Here is a 17714-nt window from a genome sequence, read left to right as displayed (position 1 = left end):
GTTTCATTGATAATTCTTTTGTTGACTATCATTTCACGAGTGCCCACACAGATTGCATGGTCAAATTGTTAAAGAACGTTAACTCGACACTGTGTGTCGGTTGAGGCTGCGTATCTTACCAGCGCTAACCTCGATGTCAACAACTAATTTCAAAAAACATTTTTCGAAACTCTTTACTGACAAGGCTTGTTAATAGATACATTCTTATTTTAAAGAACTCATCACTTTTAACAAGCAAGGCCGGCAATTCTAATCATTTACACTTCAGAGTCAAGCTCAAAAATGGCAACAAAACTTAGCAGGCCAATCACCAACAAGTTATCCACAATTTGTGAATAGCTTACTAATAAGCCGTCATCCCGTTGGTGAGGCGGCATTATAGGGACACCTAAAGTATTAGCAATGGTTTTTTTGACTTTTTTTGCCAATTGATGACAAAAGAAACGTAAACGGGGAAAAAACACAAAAAACGGCCAAAGCAACGCTTCAAGTACCCATTGTTATTGAAGCGCAACGTTAAGCGTAGACAATAACTACTCTCTGTGTGGTAGAACCTTTAAAAAAGAGGGCATATTAGCCCTATAAAGAGATCTAGCTCGGTAGGCTAACAATAAAAGAAGGGTTTAGCAGATTTTCACGGTCATAACGCAGTGGAGTATCATCAAGACTTTTAACAATAGCTCCTGCACTTTCAGCAATACATTGACCTGCTGCAGTATCCCACATCATTGTAGGACCAAGCCTCGGGTAATATTGAGCTCGCCCTTCAGCGACTAAGCAAAACTTCAATGACGAGCCCACCGCGACTAATTGGTATGTAGAAAGCTGCGCTAAGAACTCTTCCATCTTCGGGCTAGGATGAGAACGGCTCCCGACCACAACCGGCGAACTGGCAGGTTTTACTTTGATTTTTTCTCGCTGATTATTACTAACGAGCCAAGCTTGACAGCCATTACCTAGCCACGTCTGACCAAGGGCAGGAGCATGAACAACAGCCATGACCGGTTGCCCATCTTCTATCAACGCAATATTAACGGTGAACTCACCATTCTTACGGAGGTACTCTTTCGTGCCATCTAAAGGGTCAACTAACCAAAATCGCTGCCAGTTTTTTCTCTCCGACCAAGGGATATGTGCTGACTCTTCAGAAACAATGGGGATATCGGGTGTTAATGCTGCCAACCTTTTTAAAATAATTGCATTTGCAGCTAAGTCGGCCGCGGTAACTGGGCTGCGGTCCTCTTTTTCTGACACCTCAATATGAGAGTGGTAAAGCGACATAATGGCCTCACCGGCTTCCAATGCAATTTGGTACAGTGACTCAAGCTGGTTTCCCACACATCACTCCTTTCGTTATTCAATAATTTTTCGATCTCTCAGTACATCGACACATTGATCAACTAATCGCTGCACATCATCATGACCCGCTGATAAATGAACCTCAGCGCCTAATGGCTGCTCATACTCTGAATCAATGCCAGTAAACTGTTTGATCTCACCTGCACGCGCTTTTTTATATAAGCCTTTCGGGTCTCGCCTTTCACATTCATCCAGCGGTGTGTCTACGAACACTTCCAGAAACTCTCCAGAAGGAAGCATGTCACGCACTAACTGACGTTCGTGGCGGTGGGGAGAGATAAATGCACTTAATACAATCAACCCCGCATCGGCCATAAGCTTTGCCACTTCGCCAATTCGACGAATATTTTCCCGGCGGTCTTCCGCGGAAAATCCAAGATCTTGGCACAACCCATGTCGAACGTTATCGCCATCTAATAAATAGGTGTGATAACCCATTCCTGCCAAGCGGTGCTCCAATGCCCCGGCAACCGTCGATTTACCCGCCCCACTTAGCCCTGTAAACCACAGTACACATGGTTGTTGTTTTTTCTGATCGGCCCGGAAGGCTTTATCGATTTGGTGAGTATGCCAAACAATGTTGTCATTGTTTGTCGAACGAAAAACCGACGTCATAACTGACTCCATATACGTTTATCATTAAAAAGGAAAAAGTCGAGGTATCAAGGCCAGTACGACGACCGAATACACCAGTGAAATAGGCAACCCAACACGTAAGTAGTCTTTCAGCTTGTAATTCCCCACGCTATAGACCAACAAGTTAGTTTGATAACCATAAGGAGAAATAAAACTGGCACTTGCACCAAATAAAATCGCCATGATGAAAGGCATAGGATCAACGCCATAACTCAGCGATAGACTGTAAGCAATGGGGAATGTCAATGCAGCTGCCGCGTTATTGGTCACAAGCTCCGTTAATACTAAGGTAAGTAGATACACAGCAACTAAAGCACCGTACATCCCCCCCCCTGCAAACCCGGTCATCAGCATATCTCCCATTCGTTCAGAGAGCCCGCTCGATAACATCAATTGAGCGAGTGACAAGGCCGAGCCGACAATCACCACAATATCAATAGGAAACCGTCGTCTAAGTTCGGCAAACGAGACCACTCCGAAGGCAATCAACAATACTAAGTAACCAGCCAATCCTTTGATAATGGGCAAGGCATCCAATAATGCCGCCGCGATAACCAGCATGAAACCAAAGAGAACCATCGTACTTTTCTGGCTATCCAGCCTGGCACTCGAGTCCAACCCGTTCACGAGAACAAATTCACGATTAAGCTGTTGCTTTTTACTGTTGAAGTTTTTCCCCGGTACCACCACTAAGGTATCGCCAGCATGCAGTTCAATGTTACCTAGCCCACCAGCTAACCGTTCATGGCCGCGACGAATAGCCACAACAACCGCATCGAACCGCTCTCGGAACTGGACACTCTTTAAGGTCTTGCCACGGATTCCAGCTGAATGACTGACAATAACTTCAAGCATGGACTGGCCATTAAGATGATGCTGACCGAACAACTGGAGCCCGTTGATTTCCTGCAGTGTCGTAACACTCTCCACATCACCACAAAAGAGCAAGATATCACCCGCCTTAAGCTGCGTGTCAGGACAGACCGGCGCTAATGTTTGACCATCTCGAATGACCTCCGCTAGGAACAACCGTCTTAGCGCTCTCAAACCATTTTCGGCAACACTTTTACCGACTAAAGGAGAGCCCCCGATAACTTTCGCCTCCAAGAAATAAGGCAGATCGTCCTGTGAATTCTCATCATAGATAGGAAGCAGATAACTCAACGGGATCAAAATCAGCAAGCCAACAGCCAACACCGCCAGGCCAATCGTCGTTGGCGCAAAAAATCCTAAACTGGGCAATCCGGCATCTTCGACAAAACTATTGATGATCAAATTCGTCGAGGTACCGATCAAGGTCAGTGTCCCACCTAAAATGGCGGTATAGGATAAGGGGAGCAACAAACGCGATGGTGCATGGCGCTGATTACGCTTAATCGCCCCAATTAAAGACACCACAACTGCGGTATTATTGGTAAAGGAGGAAAGAAAGGCGGTAGATAGTCCTAACTTTGCTACAACCGTCGATTGTCCTCCACTTGATATTTGTTTACCGACCCAGCTGATCAATCGGGTTTTTTCCAATCCAATAGAAACAAGGATCAGCAACACCAAAGTCAATAGTGATGAATTGGTAAAATTGCCTGCCAGCGTAGGCAGATCAATCATCCCGGCCTGAAAGCCAACGAAGGCCGCTCCCGCAAACAAATATGCAGGCTTGATCCTTGTTGTTAGCAGGCAGGTTACAATCACCATCAACATGGCGAGAACCATTCCTTGTTCCCATTGCATCATCATTATCCCAACAACTTACTGATGTCCTTCGCCTGCCAATCAGGGAAGTGTTTACGGATCAGAGCGTTGAGCTCCACTTCAAACGCAGATACCGAAGTTGAGGTGAGGGTTTGCTCTATGGCAAGTGCCTCTCTAACCATTCCAGCACCAACGGTGACATTGGTTAGGCGGTCTATCACAATGAAGCCACCGGTATCTGAACTATTAAGGTAGGGATCAACGGCAATTGACTCTGTCAGGGTCACTTCACATAAACCAATACCGTTCAGTGGCAGGCTGTCAGTCTCAAATGTGCCAAGATTGTTGATGTCCACCTGATGACGAATAGCTGAAATGCTCCCCACCGTCTTTTTACCGGCCACTTTAATATCGTATTGCCGTCCCACTTCAAGCGGTGCTTCTGCCATCCACACAATGTCAGCGAGCACTCGGTTGCCTAATGGGACCTCGTTATTGGCAGCAGCCAAGGTATCACCACGGCTAATATCAATTTCATCGGCCAATGTCAGCGTTACAGCTTGGCCCGCAAAGGCAGCAGGCAAATCACCGTCAAAAGTCACAATACGCTCAACATGAGACTGCTTACCCGATGGAAGCACCTTAATGGCATCACCTACGTTGATCGTGCCCGATGCGACAGTGCCAGCAAAGCCACGGAAATCTAAATTAGGTCGATTCACATACTGGACCGGCAGACGGAAATCTCCCGCTTGGCGGTCAACATTGATATCTACCGATTCCAGCATCGCTAGCAACGATTCACCATCATACCAAGGAGTCTCATCGCTGAGGTCAACGACATTGTCCCCTTCCAGAGCGGATAGCGGTACCAGCTTGATGTCCAGCTGTGGATTGAGCTGCTCGGCAAACGCAAGGTACTCATCACGGATAGATTCAAAACGTGACTGTTCAAAGCCCACCAGATCCATTTTGTTGATAGCCACGATGAAATGGCGGATCCCCAGCAGGCTGGCAATGTAGGAGTGGCGGCGAGTCTGATCCAATACCCCTTTACGGGCATCAATCAAGATAACGGCCACATCACAGGTTGAGGCTCCGGTCGCCATGTTGCGGGTATACTGCTCGTGTCCAGGTGTATCGGCAATAATGAACTTACGCTTTTTGGTCGAGAAATAACGATAAGCGACATCAATTGTGATCCCCTGCTCCCGCTCGGCCTGAAGGCCATCAACCAACAGTGCCAAGTCTGGCTTATCACCGGTCGTCCCGACCTTCTGGCTATCGGCATGAATGGCAGCCAATTGATCTTCATAAATCTGCTGCGAGTCATGGAGCAGGCGACCAATTAAGGTACTCTTGCCATCATCTACCGACCCGCACGTCAGAAAACGCAGTAGAGATTTGTGTTGATGCTGGTCGAGATAGGCTTCAATACCCAGCTCGGCCACTTGTTGTTCAATTGCACTATTCATTACTCTCTCCTTAGAAGTATCCCTGACGTTTTTTGAGCTCCATCGAGCCGGACTGATCATGATCAATCGCCCGACCTTGTCGTTCACTGGAGGTGGCCACCAGCATTTCTTCAATAATGCCGGTGAGCGTATCGGCCTCTGATTCAATCGCTCCCGTCAGTGGGTAACAGCCCAAGGTTCTGAACCGCACACTCTTTTGTTCTATCTGTTCACCGGGTTGAAGTTTCATTCGGTCATCATCAACCATGATCAACATGCCATCACGCTCAACAACCGGTCGCACGGCCGACAGATATAAAGGCACAATCTCGATACCTTCGAGGTAGATATATTGCCAGATATCCAATTCAGTCCAGTTAGATAGCGGGAATACACGTATGCTTTCACCTTTGTTTATCTGGCCGTTGTAGGTCTTCCATAGCTCCGGTCTTTGGTTCTTCGGATCCCAGGTATGGTTCTTGTCACGGAATGAGTAAACCCGCTCTTTAGCACGAGACTTTTCCTCATCACGTCTCGCGCCACCAAACGCGGCATCAAACCCGTATTTATTCAGCGCTTGCTTGAGACCTTGGGTTTTCATGATATCGGTATGCTTAGATGAGCCATGGGTGAAAGGGCCCACCCCCATTGCCAACCCTTCAGGGTTTTTGTGTACCAGCAGGTCAAAGCCGTATTTCTCGGCAGCCCGATCACGAAACTCGATCATTTCACGGAACTTCCAATCGGTATCGACATGCAAAAGCGGAAACGGGATCTTCCCCGGGTAAAAGGCCTTACGGGCAAGATGTAGCATGACCGAGGAGTCCTTACCGATGGAGTACATCATGACTGGGTTATCAAACTCGGCGGCAACCTCGCGAATAATATGAATACTCTCCGCTTCCAGTTGCTGTAAATGGGTGAATCTTTTCGGGTCCATTACTCTCTCCATGCTAAGCCAGTTTCACCACAGCACCTTGTTCATCCGCATTGGGATAATCCGGCTGTGGTTGCTTTCCAAACCAATGTAATTTTTCTGATAAATTGACCACTTCACCCACCACGATCAGTGACGGGGAAGCCGCCTGTTGAGCTAACTCTCCCAACTCTTTGAGTTGGCCTTTGTAAACCTTCTGGGTTGGCTGAGTACCACGCTCAATGATCGCAACCGGAGTGGTACCCTCGCGGCCATGCTGAATCAGCTGCTGCTGGATATCTGAGGAGTTCATCAGTCCCATATAGATGACCAAAGTCTGATTGCCCCTGGCCAAGGTTTGCCAGTCGAGCTGATCACTACCGGCTTTTAGGTGCCCTGTGACGAACATCGCCGTTTGGGCATGATCCCTATGGGTCAATGGAATGCCAGCATACGCCGTTGCCCCCGCCGCTGCAGTGATCCCCGGTACCACCTCAAACGGAATATTGTGATCAAATAAGACCTCCAACTCTTCACCACCGCGGCCGAAGACAAAGGGATCACCTCCTTTTAGGCGAACAACACGCTTACCTTTGGCAGCATATTTCACCAGCAAGCGGTTGGTCTCCCCTTGAGGCACGCTGTGAAAGCCCGCTTTCTTACCGACACACACCCGCTCGGCATCACGACGGACTAAGTCCATCACCTCATCCGATACCAAGTAATCGAACAGCACCACATCGGCCTGTTGCAATAATTGCAACGCCCTGAGAGTCAGTAGCCCAGCCTCCCCGGGACCAGCACCAATAAGAGCGACTTCGCCACCAAAGCTTTGCCCTTGACTCAATTGATCCAGTTCATACTCGGCCGATTCAATCTGTCCAGCAGCTACCAATGAGGAAAAACGCCCATTGAAAGCTTGCTCCCAGAAACGGCGACGGGCCGAGAATGATGTGACCGTCTTGGCCAAGCGAGAACGAAAACGTCCCGCGATCGTAGCCATTAGGCCGAGGTGTTGTGGCAGTAATGCCTCGAGCTTTTCACGTATTAATCTTGCCAGTACCGGCGCTTGGCCCGATGACGAAACGGCGACGATAATGGGTGAACGGTCGACAACCGATGGGACGATAAAACTGCAGCGCTGAGTATCATCCACCACATTGACCAACACCTGCCGCTGGTTGGCTGATTGGTAAACAAGAGCGTTTAACGCCTTGCGCTCAGTAGCGGCAATCGCGAGGAAAATGCCATCAAGGTGATGTGGCGAGAATTCCTCGTCCTGGTAAGTTAACTGGCCGTTATCGACCGCTTGCTGGAAAAGAGGAGACAGCTCCGGGCTGATGACTTTTACGTCGGCCCCTGCCTTTAACAACATCTTCGCCTTGCGCCAAGCAATATCATTGCCCCCGACAACCAAGCACGGTCGGCGCTTTAAATCAGCAAAAATTGGCAGATAGTCCATATGAGAGTGCCCCTGAGAATCCGTTGATAGAAGCACTATAGTTGCGGTGATTTATTACCTGAAATTCTTAAATTTCATTTTTTATTCCAAAAAGTTCGCCCCAAGATATATCTCTCGCTTGCTCGATAAAAACAGAGATAAATCAGCTTATTTGGGCAAAACCCTGTAATTGTCGGGAAAGGGATGCTCCATCACTGTGATATAGGCTATTTCCTCATAAGCTATGACTTTTTGGCCTAGGCTTATGCGTAGCCAAAATGTTGTTTTCTGATCCAACCTATTCCAACAACTCGAGAAAATACGCAGAAAAACGCGATTAATCACACATAAAAGCTATTCTCTTACGCAATTTAGGAAGCGTTTTTGTTACCTTATGCACGCTTTCCTATACCGAACTCACGGAGAAAATTATGAAGTTATCAGCCAAACCCTTATCGGTTGCGATTTTGGGTGGCATGCTGGCTATGGCAGGACCGGCTACAGCAGACACCATCAAGCTTCGCATCCTGGAAACAACGGATATCCATACCAATGTCATGGACTATGACTACTACAAAGACAAGCCGACTAAAAAAACAGGCCTCGTCCGTACAGCAACATTGGTAAAGCAAGCCCAGTCTGAGGTAACCAACAGTGTTTTGGTTGATAACGGGGATTTGATCCAAGGTAGCCCTATGGGCGATTACATGGCGGCTAAGGGCCTAAACCAGGGTGATATCCACCCCGTTTACAAAGCGATGAACCAACTGAACTATGAAGTGGGTAACATCGGTAACCACGAGTTCAACTACGGCTTAGACTTCTTGGACAAAGCAATTGCAGGGGCGAACTTCCCTTATGTCAATGCCAACGTCTACGACCTGAAAACAGGTAAAAACCTATTTACACCTTATGTGATCAAGTCTCACACATTCAAGGACACTGATGGTGCCGAGCACGAAGTGAAGATCGGCTACATCGGCTTTGTGCCACCGCAAATCTTGGTGTGGGACAAGCGCCACCTAGAAGGCAAGGTCAAGGCTGAAGATATCAAACAGTCTGCTGAAAAGTTCGTCCCTCAGATGAAAGCAGAGGGTGCTGATATCATTGTCGCAATCCCGCACTCGGGCGTGTCGACAGACCCTTACAAAGTCATGGCTGAAAATTCGGTGTATTACCTCACTGAAGTGGAAGGTATCGATGCGATTGCCTTTGGTCACTCACATGCTGTTTTCCCAAGCACAGCATTCGCTAGCCTGCCAAATACCGATGTGGAGAAAGGCACCATTAATGGTATTCCTGCCGTCATGCCAGGCCGCTGGGGTGATCACCTCGGTGTGATTGATTTGGTTTTGAAGCAGAAAGACGATAGCTGGACGGTAACCAGCGCTCAGACAGAGGCCCGCCCAATCTTCGATAAGATCAAAGGCGAAGCGATTGTTGAAGCTGACGAGAAAATGGTCGAGGCCATTAAAGCTGAACACGATGGCACCCGCGAATTTGTTAACCAGCCTATCGGCAAAGCCAACGATGTCATGTACAGCTTCCTAGCTCTGGTACAAGACGATCCAACGGTACAGATCGTCAGCCTTGCCCAGCAGGATTACGTTGAACGCTTTATCCAAGGCGATCCGGATCTAGACGGTATTCCAGTATTGTCTGCAGCGGCTCCATTCAAGGCCGGCGGCCGTGGTAACGATCCAACAAACTTTACCGAAGTGGAATCTGGACAGCTAACCTTCCGTAACGCAGCTGATCTCTACCTGTACCCAAATACCCTAGTGGCACTGAAAGTTACGGGTAAAGAAGTAAAAGAATGGCTGGAATGCTCTGCAGGCCAGTTCAACCAAATAGACCTGAACAGCACCAAGCAGCAAGGCCTGATCAATTGGGATGGTTTCCGCACCTATAACTTCGATGTTATCGACGGCGTCAACTACACCATCGATGTTTCCCAGCCAGCCCGTTACGATGGCGACTGTAAGCTGATCAACGACAAATCAGAACGTATTCAAGGTTTGACCTTCAATGGCAAGCCTGTTGACCCAGCCCAGCCATTTATCATCGCCACCAACAACTACCGCGCATACAGCGGTAAGTTTGCCGGTACCGGTGAAGAGTACATTGCATTCGCTTCGCCAGATGAAAACCGCACTGTTGTCGCGGATTACATTACCCGTGTAAGCAAAGAGCAAGGTGAAGTAACACCAAGCGCCGACAACAACTGGCGTTTTGCCCCGCTGATGAGCGAGAAAGAGCTAAACGTCACTTTCGAAACCTCACCGAGCGACAAAGCTGCCAGCTTCATCAAAGACAAAGCACAATACCCAATGGAAAAAGCCGGTAAAGATGAAATCGGCTTTGCGGTTTACCGAATCGACCTGCAAAAATAAGTCAGAAGAACGAATCGCCTATGAAAATACCGCAGCCTCGGCTGCGGTATTTTTTTTGGTATGATATAGCGTTATCTGATCCCTGCGAGCACAAGATGAAAACAGCCCTGACCCAGTATCTCCAGAACCATGGCGCCGATGAAGAGACCCTCCAGCAAGCCAATGCGGCAGCAGAGCCGATGGAACTTCCGACCCGCCATATCCTGCTCAACCAAGGCGCGCAACCTGACTGTGCTTATTTTCTGGCTGAAGGTATTTGCCATGCCAGTTACCTAACGCCTGAAGGCCGTCACTTCAGCAAGGAGTTTTACTGGGAACAAGAGCTCATCATCGGCTTTGAAAGCCTACTGACTGGCCGACCTTCCGAGTATTTACTGGAGACCTTATCAGCTAGCCAGTTACTGGCACTGCCCCTTACGCTTATCAAACAATGGAAAACGACCAGCCCTCGCCTCTATATGGCCTTGCTGGAGCGCCAACTACTGTTTAAGGAGCACAAAGAGCGCTTTATGCTCATCCACTCCCCGGAAGAGAGATACATCTTGTTTTGTGATCACTTCCCTGTTCTTCAGGCACAACTTGCCGATTACCAAGTTGCCTCTTACCTTGGCATTACCCCCACCAGCCTGAGACGGATCCGAAGCTGTGAATAACAGCAAAAATAACAGCTCAACTTACCTTAAGTTAATGCCAAGCCTATAGGGTTCATTTATCCTGATGGGCCTATGAACCACATCAACCACCAGGAGAATGTAATGCAATGGCAATGCCTTCGCTTTGACCAACTAACCACACACCAGCTTTATGACTTACTCAAGCTGCGTAGCGATGTCTTTGTGGTTGAACAGATTTGTGCGTACCCGGACTTAGATGACCATGACAAAAACCCCGGAACTTACCATTTACTCGGCTATCAAGCAGAGACATTGATTGCCTACTTGCGCCTATTGCCTGAAGGTACGACCTATGATGGCGTCAGCATTGGTCGGGTTGTGACATCGCCAACTATACGTGGCAAAGGGGTAGGTTATCCGCTGCTTGAGCAAGGGCTGGCGATGGCCGAACAACTGTGGCCAGGGAAAACCATTGAGATTGGCGCTCAGTCGCACTTACAACATTATTACCAGCGCTATGGTTTCGAGGCGTTCTCTGCTGAATACCTTGAGGATGGCATCCCTCATATCGATATGCGGATCACCAAATAAAAAAGCCACAGAGGTGGCTTTTTTATTTGTTTCTATCTAGGCGCAAATAATGCGCTACTGGGTACGGCGAACAAAACTGCCATCGGAGCGGCGGAAAAACAATACCGGCTCGCTGTTACGACGTTCAATTTGCAGAGCGTCCAAACCACCCTGCGCAGTCTGGCGGTAACGTAACCATTGGCCAGCCTTGATTCGGCTCAGTGGTTTGTCATCGCCTTCAATCGCAGCCACCGCATAGAGATCATTGAGCGGCAGGTTATGCTGGCGAAATATATTGGCGAGGGTCTCGCCACTTTTTACCTGATAGCGCTGCCAATCAGCACTTGCTGACTGAGATAACGCCGCTTTCACCGTTTTTTCTGGCTGCTTGGTTGCAGGCTTGGAGGCAACAGGCTGACTCTCAACCGGATCTAATGGCCTGATACGGGAAGGACGAGGCGGCGATACCGGCTCTTCCCTATCCCCTACCGCCACACTTTGTGGTTGCTGGCTCTCCAAGTTCAGTGACAACTCACGTCGAACAGGCTCGGATGACTCAACCTGCACTGTTTGCTTTCCTACAGGCATGATCAATAAGACAGCCGTAACCGGAACCAATACCGCCAAGGCACGGCGATGCAGTTTAGGTAACAGCTGCCACTTGCTTTTCAGCGGTGCAAGCTTGGCACAAATAGCCACCCCTCCCTGTTTGAACGCCTCCTTATCAAAGGTGATACGAGGCCACGTAAATTCACTCTTTTTATTCGAACGGCGTTTGGCCTGTCCCATACACTCCACTCCAGCGCTATCTGATTCACGCTATCCATCGACAGCTTATTACAATGGTTTACCCCTAGGGGGAGAAACTGTTATCCTGCCTGCTTTATTTATTCTACTAAAGAGATGACACCATGTCTGACGTAAAACTAGATACAGTTGAAACTAAAGCAAGCTACGGTATCGGTCTTCAAATGGGCCAGCAACTAGCACAAAGTGGTCTAGAAGGCCTGAATGTTGCTGCTATCGCCAAAGGTATCGCTACTTCTCTAACTGGTGATATGCCAGAAATCGAAGTCGACGACATCAACAACGCACTACGTGATCTACACACTCGTGCAGAAACTGTTCGTCAAGAGCAAGCTAAAGCTGCAGCCGCTGATGGCGAAGCGTTCCTAAAAGATAACGCACTACGCTCAGAAGTTACAGTAACTGAATCTGGTCTTCAGTACGAAGTTCTTGTTGAAGGTAACGGTGAAATCCCGACTTCAGACAAGCAAGTACGCGTTCACTACCACGGCGAACTAACAGACGGTACTGTTTTCGACAGCTCCGTATCTCGCGGTCAGCCTGCTGAATTCCCAGTAACTGGCGTAATCGCTGGTTGGGTTGAAGCTCTACAAATGATGCCTGTTGGCTCTAAGTGGAAGCTATACATCCCACAAGACCTTGCATACGGTGAGCGCGGCGCAGGTGCTGCGATCCCTCCATATGCAGCTCTAGTATTCGAAGTAGAACTACTAGACATCCTTTAATCGCCCAGCGATTACTGACAAAAACGGTGCTTCTGGCACCGTTTTTTATTGGCCTAATATCACCACCTTCCCGTATTATCCTACCCAAATTTTGTCCCTTTTTATCTTTTAATTCATTTTTTGCCATAGAATTTGGTATCTAAGCCGCATTCCTGACTAATCTTTAATAAGAAACCCAATAGTCGACGCCTACATGGAGGATTGCGAAAGATGTACCTATTGACCCGAACCCGAGCCAAAACTTGGCTACTGCTGCTTGTTGGCTGCTTGCTATTACCTGCCACCAGCCACGCCTTCAGCCTTTCTGACTTATTCGGCGGTGATGACGAAGAAGCGGCATCCACCCTTAGCAACCCACTTACCGATTTACTCAGCAGCCAGCTAGATGTCTCGACAGAGCAAGCCGCAGGCGGAGCTGGCGCCTTGCTTTCCATTGCCGCTAGCCAGCTTGGTGGTGAGCAAGCAACCGAACTAACCCAGATGATCCCCGGGCTGGACTCCCTGACCGGCAGTCTGCCTCCCGGCACCAGTGCGTTGCTAGGCAATATGGATACCATCAACCAGATCTTCAGTGCACTCGGTATGGATCCCAGCATGGTAAGCCAGTTCATACCGGTCGTGATGCAGTTTGTGGGCGATCAGGGAGCCAGTTCGTCCCTGATGGATAACCTCGGCAGCATCTGGCAAGCCGCAGGATAACTAGTTACGGATAAAAACGCGCGCAAAGATACCGCGCAAGCCCTACCTTTCTGTCAGCATGATGTAAAAAAGCCTTACCCAGCAATGGGTAAGGCTTTTTCATTCCGCTATTTAGACAAGCAGATCCGACTAGATACCGGAACCATCCGCTTCGGCATCATCTTCATGCAAGCCACATTCACGCTTGAGGCCAAAGAAACGAGTTTCCTCTTCCTTCATACCCGGCTGCCACTTTTGGCTGGTATGGGTATCCCCGATAGAAAGGTACCCCTCGTCTTTAAGTGGGTGATAAGGAAGTTGATACAGGGCCAGATACTGCTCAATGTCCCGGTCACTCCAATCAATCAGCGGCAGGAACTTGAACAGGCCATTTTGCACCGCCAGCACCGGCAAGGTCGCCCGGCTTTGTGACTGTTCACGGCGCAAGCCGGAGAACCATGTCGAAACTCCAAGCTCATCCAAGGCGCGGCGCATCGGCTCGACTTTGTTCAGTCGGTTATATTGCTTGATCCCATCAAGGCCCTGCTCCCAAAGCTTGCCAAATCGCGCCTCCTGCCAATTAGGACTCAATTCAGCACGGTAAATGTGCAAATTCAAGCCCAGACGATCAGTCAACTCATCGACAAACTGGTACGTTTCCGGAAAGAGGTAACCGGTATCAGTCAGAATCACAGGGATATCAGGCTTAATCCGCGTGACCAGATGCAGCATCACGGCAGATTGAATGCCAAAGCTCGACGCCAAACCAAACTGCCCGGGCAAATTGTCCAGGGCCCAACGAATTCGTTGTTCTGCGCTCATCACTTCAAGCTTGGCATTGACCTCTGCCAATTTCAGAATCTGCTCCACCTTGCTGGCTTGCAGCAACGAGGCATATTGGCTATCAGGCATAAAAGTCTCTCTTTGAAATCAGAACCGGCTCAATAATCCCGGTACGGATAGTGAAATCGCCAAAATCTTCCCCGGCTTCCCTTTCTTTGGCCCAACGACCCACTAGGCTATCTATCTCGGTAAGAATTTGTTCGACTGTAATGTTTTCACGGTACATTTTCGGGATCCGGGTACCATTACGGTTACCACCAAGGTGCAGGTTATACCGCCCAGGCGCCTTACCCACCAAGCCGATTTCAGCCAGCATCGCCCGTCCACAACCATTCGGGCAACCGGTCACCCGCAAGATGATGTTGTCATCTTCGGGCAGGCCGTACTTAGCCAACAACTGTTCGATGTCAGTCACAAACTCCGGCAGAAAACGCTCCGCCTCAGCCATTGCCAGCGGGCAGGTGGGCAGCGAGACACACGCCATGGCATTTTTCCGCTGCTCGGAAACGCCATCATCGATCAGGCCATGATCACGGGCGATCTTTTCGATCTTAAGTTTATCTGCCGCAGGAACGCCAGCGACAATCAAATTCTGGTTCGCTGTCATGCGAAAATCCCCTTTATGGATTTTCGCGATTTCCGCTGCACCTGTTTTCAAAGGCTTACCCGGATAATCCAACAAACGACCATTTTCAATAAACAACGTCAAATGATGCTTACCATCAATCCCTTCGACCCAACCAATATTGTCGCCGCGTTCGGTAAATTCATAAGGTCGGCTCGGGGCAAACGCAATCCCCGCCCGTTTCTCGACTTCGGCCTTGAAGACATCGACACCAACCCTGTCCAGCGTGTATTTGGTCTTGGCATTCTTACGGTTAGATCGGTTACCCCAATCGCGCTGGGTGGTGACAACTGCCGCAGCGACATCGAGGGTTTTCTTCAACGGGATAAACCCAAAATCATCCGCCTGACGAGGGTAAGTTGCCTTATCGCCATGGGTCATGGCCAAACCACCGCCCACCAGCACATTGAAACCAATCAACTTGCCCTGCTCGGCAATCGCGACAAAGTTCAGATCATTGGCATGAACATCGACATCGTTTTGCGGCGGGATCACCACGGTAGTCTTGAACTTCCTGGGCAGATAATTGCTGCCCAGGATAGGCTCTTCGTCTGTCGTTTCCAGCTTTTCACCATCCAACCAAATCTCGGCATAGGCACGGGTTTTCGGCAATAAGTGTTCACTGATCTTTTTCGCCCACTCATACGCCTGCTGGTGCAACTCAGACTCCACCGGGTTGGTGGTACACAGCACATTACGGTTCACATCGCCAGCGGTGGCAATGGAGTCAATCCCTATCTGATTCAGGGTTTGATGCATCAGTTTGATATTCGGCTTGAGCACACCATGAAACTGGAAAGTCTGGCGGGTGGTCAAACGAATACTGCCATACAGAGAATGCTCCTCGGCAAACTTGTCAATCGCCAGCCACTGCTTGGGGGTGATCACCCCGCCCGGCATCCGAGCTCGCAACATCACATTTTGTAGCGGCTCCAGTTTCTGTTTAGCTCGCTCAGCGCGGATATCCCGGTCGTCTTGCTGGTACATACCGTGAAAACGGATTAGCTGAAAATTATCAGCGGTAAAGCCACCGGTGATCCGATCATTCAAATCCTCGATGATGGTGCCACGCAGGAAGTTACTTTCACGCTTGAGGCGTTCGTTATCCGACAGTTTTTGCTCGCTCATTAGTACACATCCTTTTGATAACGCTTGCTCTTGCGCAGTTCACTCAAATATTGCTCAGCCTGCTCACGGCTCAGTTTTCCCTGCTGCTCGACAATCGAAAGCAGAGCCTCGTGGACATCTTTGGCCATACGAGTCGCATCGCCGCAAACATAAAAATGGGCACCGTCTTGCAGCCATTGCCACACTTCAGCCGCATGTTCGAGCAAGCGGTGCTGGACATACACTTTCTCAGCCTGATCACGGCTAAATGCCACATCAATCCTATCCACAACACCTGATTTCAAGTACTTCTGCCATTCCACCTGATACAGGAAATCTTCGGTAAAGGTACGGTCGCCAAAGAACAGCCAGTTCTTGCCATCAGCCTCACGATTATCACGCTCCTGTACAAAGGCACGGAATGGGGCGATGCCAGTGCCCGGGCCAACCATAATCACAGGTGTCGCATCGTTTTCCGGCAGCTTGAAGTGGTTATTCGGCTCAACAAAGACCCTGACGCTGTCGCCTTCTTCCAGACGCTGGGCCAGGTAACCAGAGGCGCCACCCTGACGGGTTTCCTCGCCTTTCTGGTATTCCACTAGCCCTACTGTCAAATGGACCTCCTCACCCACCTCTTCCTGGCTCGAGGCTATCGAATACAGGCGCGGGGTCAGGCGGCGCAGTAAACCAAGCAGCTGCTCGGCACTCAGGATTGCTTTTTTCTCACCCAGCACATCAATAATTTGGCTATTGCCAGCATATTCGCGCAGCTTGTCTTTATCCTCGACCAGCTTGGCCAGCTTTTTACTGCCCGAGAGTTCAGCATATTTGGTCACCAACTGCGGGTTAGACAGTGTGATCTCATAATGCTTAACCAGTGCCTCTTTCAGTGATACCGGCTCGCCATCCACCTCAACCTGCTCATCAGCAGCCAGCCCCACTTTGGCTAATACTGCCTCGGCAAGGGCAGGGTCGTTGTCATACCACACCCCCAGCGCATCTCCCGGCTGGTAGATCAGCCCGGAGCCTTCTAAGTCAATTTCCACATGGCGGACATCTTTGCCTGACTGTCGGCCGGTAATTTTCTGGCTGGTCAGCAAAACTGCCGGGTAAGGGTTCTTCTTGTTGTAAGCCGATACCGCTGGTGCCGCTTGGCCAAGCGGTAACTGAACCACATCCGCTTCACCGGATACCACCTCAGATTTCAACGTTTCCTCAACCTTACCCAGAGCCTGGGCACGCCACTGCGTAGCCTCTGACTCATAGTCGACGTCACAATCGAGACGAGGCAGGAATGCTGTTGCCCCTAGTTTGCCAAGGAAGGCATCAAAGTCTTTGGCAGTCTGGCAGAAATATTCGTAGCTGGAGTCACCCAAGCCAACCACCGCGTACTGCAAGTTAGGTAGTTTCGGGGCTTTTTTCGATTGCAGAAATTCATGCAGCTCAATGGCATCATCGGGGGCCTCTCCCTCACCATGGGTGGAGGCCACAATAATGACATGGGTCTCTTTGGCGAGGTTTTTCCCCTTGTAGTCACCGGCGGCAAATACCTCAGCCTTGATGCCCTTGGCGTCAGCCTCATCTTTCAGCTGCTCAGCAACACCTTTGGCATTCCCGGTCTGGGAGGCATAAATAATAGTCAGCTTACCGGCAGGTTGATTGCTGGTTGCTAATGCGGGGGCCTGAGAAGGCTGAGTCTGGCCAGCCACCTGAGTTTGGCTAAGACCCCAAAAATATCCACTGATCCACGCCAACTGTTGTGGCGAAAGCTCGGCAGCAGCCTGCTGTAATTGACCTATTTGCTGATCATTGAGCGGGCTGGCCAAAGCTGAAAGTTCCTTAAGTAACATGACA

Annotated in this window: 15 protein-coding genes; 5 read left to right on the top strand and 10 right to left on the bottom strand. The window is 49.5% G+C overall.

Going from position 1 to position 17714, the window contains the following annotated elements; translation table 11 throughout:
- Window positions 1-591: 591 nt before the first annotated feature.
- From cysQ to cysG, 6 genes are read right to left on the bottom strand one after another with little or no spacing between them, the layout of a single operon-like run.
- Window positions 592-1338, bottom strand: coding sequence for a 3'(2'),5'-bisphosphate nucleotidase CysQ (gene cysQ, locus ACVA53_RS18635; protein WP_446505904.1), 747 nt, complete (start codon window positions 1336-1338; stop codon window positions 592-594).
- A gap of 15 nt (window positions 1339-1353) precedes the next feature.
- Window positions 1354-1974, bottom strand: a complete 621-nt coding sequence (cysC, locus tag ACVA53_RS18630; RefSeq protein WP_255045153.1) for an adenylyl-sulfate kinase — start codon at window positions 1972-1974, stop codon at window positions 1354-1356.
- A gap of 24 nt (window positions 1975-1998) precedes the next feature.
- Entirely contained in the window at window positions 1999-3726 is a 1728-nt protein-coding gene (locus ACVA53_RS18625; RefSeq protein ID WP_446505908.1) for an SLC13 family permease, read from the bottom strand.
- A 5-nt stretch (window positions 3727-3731) separates the two neighbouring features.
- Window positions 3732-5162 carry a sulfate adenylyltransferase subunit CysN gene (gene cysN, locus ACVA53_RS18620; protein ID WP_446505903.1) on the bottom strand — a complete coding sequence of 477 codons (1431 nt, stop codon included), beginning with the start codon at window positions 5160-5162 and terminating at the stop codon, window positions 3732-3734.
- A 10-nt stretch (window positions 5163-5172) separates the two neighbouring features.
- A complete protein-coding gene (cysD, locus tag ACVA53_RS18615; RefSeq protein ID WP_446505902.1) occupies window positions 5173-6081 on the bottom strand; it encodes a sulfate adenylyltransferase subunit CysD in 909 nt (302 codons plus the stop codon).
- Window positions 6082-6094: 13 nt separating this feature from the next.
- Window positions 6095-7519: a siroheme synthase CysG gene (gene cysG, locus ACVA53_RS18610; RefSeq protein WP_446505901.1), complete on the bottom strand. Its 1425-nt coding sequence runs from the start codon at window positions 7517-7519 to the stop codon at window positions 6095-6097.
- A gap of 410 nt (window positions 7520-7929) precedes the next feature.
- Between cysG and ACVA53_RS18605 the strand changes: the two genes are divergently transcribed.
- The 3 genes from ACVA53_RS18605 (at window position 7930) to ACVA53_RS18595 (ending at window position 11096) form a co-directional block, all read left to right on the top strand.
- Window positions 7930-9891 (top strand): bifunctional 2',3'-cyclic-nucleotide 2'-phosphodiesterase/3'-nucleotidase, encoded by a 1962-nt coding sequence (locus ACVA53_RS18605; protein ID WP_446505900.1) that lies wholly within the window; start codon window positions 7930-7932, stop codon window positions 9889-9891.
- 95 nt (window positions 9892-9986) lie between these two features.
- The gene (locus ACVA53_RS18600) at window positions 9987-10544 is read left to right on the top strand and encodes a Crp/Fnr family transcriptional regulator (RefSeq protein ID WP_446505899.1); all 558 of its coding nucleotides are present in this window, start codon (window positions 9987-9989) and stop codon (window positions 10542-10544) included.
- A 102-nt stretch (window positions 10545-10646) separates the two neighbouring features.
- Complete coding sequence (locus tag ACVA53_RS18595) at window positions 10647-11096, top strand: GNAT family N-acetyltransferase (protein ID WP_446505898.1); 450 nt, start codon at window positions 10647-10649, stop codon at window positions 11094-11096.
- A 54-nt stretch (window positions 11097-11150) separates the two neighbouring features.
- On the opposite strand, the gene ACVA53_RS18590 is transcribed toward ACVA53_RS18595, so the two are convergent.
- Entirely contained in the window at window positions 11151-11864 is a 714-nt protein-coding gene (locus ACVA53_RS18590; RefSeq protein ID WP_446505897.1) for a LysM-like peptidoglycan-binding domain-containing protein, read from the bottom strand.
- A gap of 122 nt (window positions 11865-11986) precedes the next feature.
- Between ACVA53_RS18590 and ACVA53_RS18585 the strand changes: the two genes are divergently transcribed.
- Together ACVA53_RS18585 and ACVA53_RS18580 are read left to right on the top strand one after the other, a co-directional pair.
- A complete protein-coding gene (locus tag ACVA53_RS18585; protein WP_255045145.1) occupies window positions 11987-12607 on the top strand; it encodes an FKBP-type peptidyl-prolyl cis-trans isomerase in 621 nt (206 codons plus the stop codon).
- Between the two features lie 210 nt (window positions 12608-12817).
- On the top strand, window positions 12818-13306 hold the full coding sequence (locus tag ACVA53_RS18580) for a DUF2780 domain-containing protein (RefSeq protein WP_255045144.1): 489 nt from the start codon (window positions 12818-12820) through the stop codon (window positions 13304-13306).
- Window positions 13307-13435: 129 nt separating this feature from the next.
- On the opposite strand, the gene ACVA53_RS18575 is transcribed toward ACVA53_RS18580, so the two are convergent.
- Genes ACVA53_RS18575 through ACVA53_RS18565 form a run of 3 tightly spaced genes read right to left on the bottom strand, consistent with a single transcriptional unit; the run spans window position 13436 to window position 17710 of the window.
- Window positions 13436-14197, bottom strand: coding sequence for a phosphoadenylyl-sulfate reductase (locus tag ACVA53_RS18575; protein WP_255044262.1), 762 nt, complete (start codon window positions 14195-14197; stop codon window positions 13436-13438).
- Window positions 14190-15881, bottom strand: coding sequence for an assimilatory sulfite reductase (NADPH) hemoprotein subunit (cysI, locus tag ACVA53_RS18570; RefSeq protein ID WP_446505896.1), 1692 nt, complete (start codon window positions 15879-15881; stop codon window positions 14190-14192). Before cysI ends, ACVA53_RS18575 begins: the two co-directional genes overlap by 8 nt.
- On the bottom strand, window positions 15881-17710 hold the full coding sequence (locus tag ACVA53_RS18565; protein ID WP_446505895.1) for an assimilatory sulfite reductase (NADPH) flavoprotein subunit: 1830 nt from the start codon (window positions 17708-17710) through the stop codon (window positions 15881-15883). The genes cysI and ACVA53_RS18565 overlap by 1 nt, the downstream gene beginning before the upstream one ends.
- Window positions 17711-17714: the final 4 nt, after the last annotated feature.

The organism is Photobacterium sp. DNB23_23_1 (assembly GCF_052873815.1).
This window is presented reverse-complemented; position numbering and strand designations above follow the sequence as displayed.

Excerpts from the sequence above, each read along its gene's own strand:
- cysC (WP_255045153.1), bottom strand. The coding sequence starts at position 1,974 with ATGACGTCGGTTTTTCGTTCGACAAACAATGACAACATTGTTTGGCAT.
- ACVA53_RS18625 (WP_446505908.1), bottom strand. The coding sequence starts at position 3,726 with ATGCAATGGGAACAAGGAATGGTTCTCGCCATGTTGATGGTGATTGTA.
- cysN (WP_446505903.1), bottom strand. The coding sequence starts at position 5,162 with ATGAATAGTGCAATTGAACAACAAGTGGCCGAGCTGGGTATTGAAGCC.
- cysD (WP_446505902.1), bottom strand. The coding sequence starts at position 6,081 with ATGGACCCGAAAAGATTCACCCATTTACAGCAACTGGAAGCGGAGAGT.
- cysG (WP_446505901.1), bottom strand. The coding sequence starts at position 7,519 with ATGGACTATCTGCCAATTTTTGCTGATTTAAAGCGCCGACCGTGCTTG.
- ACVA53_RS18605 (WP_446505900.1), top strand. The coding sequence starts at position 7,930 with ATGAAGTTATCAGCCAAACCCTTATCGGTTGCGATTTTGGGTGGCATG.
- ACVA53_RS18600 (WP_446505899.1), top strand. The coding sequence starts at position 9,987 with ATGAAAACAGCCCTGACCCAGTATCTCCAGAACCATGGCGCCGATGAA.
- ACVA53_RS18595 (WP_446505898.1), top strand. The coding sequence starts at position 10,647 with ATGCAATGGCAATGCCTTCGCTTTGACCAACTAACCACACACCAGCTT.
- ACVA53_RS18590 (WP_446505897.1), bottom strand. The coding sequence starts at position 11,864 with ATGGGACAGGCCAAACGCCGTTCGAATAAAAAGAGTGAATTTACGTGG.
- ACVA53_RS18585 (WP_255045145.1), top strand. The coding sequence starts at position 11,987 with ATGTCTGACGTAAAACTAGATACAGTTGAAACTAAAGCAAGCTACGGT.
- ACVA53_RS18580 (WP_255045144.1), top strand. The coding sequence starts at position 12,818 with ATGTACCTATTGACCCGAACCCGAGCCAAAACTTGGCTACTGCTGCTT.
- ACVA53_RS18575 (WP_255044262.1), bottom strand. The coding sequence starts at position 14,197 with ATGCCTGATAGCCAATATGCCTCGTTGCTGCAAGCCAGCAAGGTGGAG.
- cysI (WP_446505896.1), bottom strand. The coding sequence starts at position 15,881 with ATGAGCGAGCAAAAACTGTCGGATAACGAACGCCTCAAGCGTGAAAGT.
- ACVA53_RS18565 (WP_446505895.1), bottom strand. The coding sequence starts at position 17,710 with ATGTTACTTAAGGAACTTTCAGCTTTGGCCAGCCCGCTCAATGATCAG.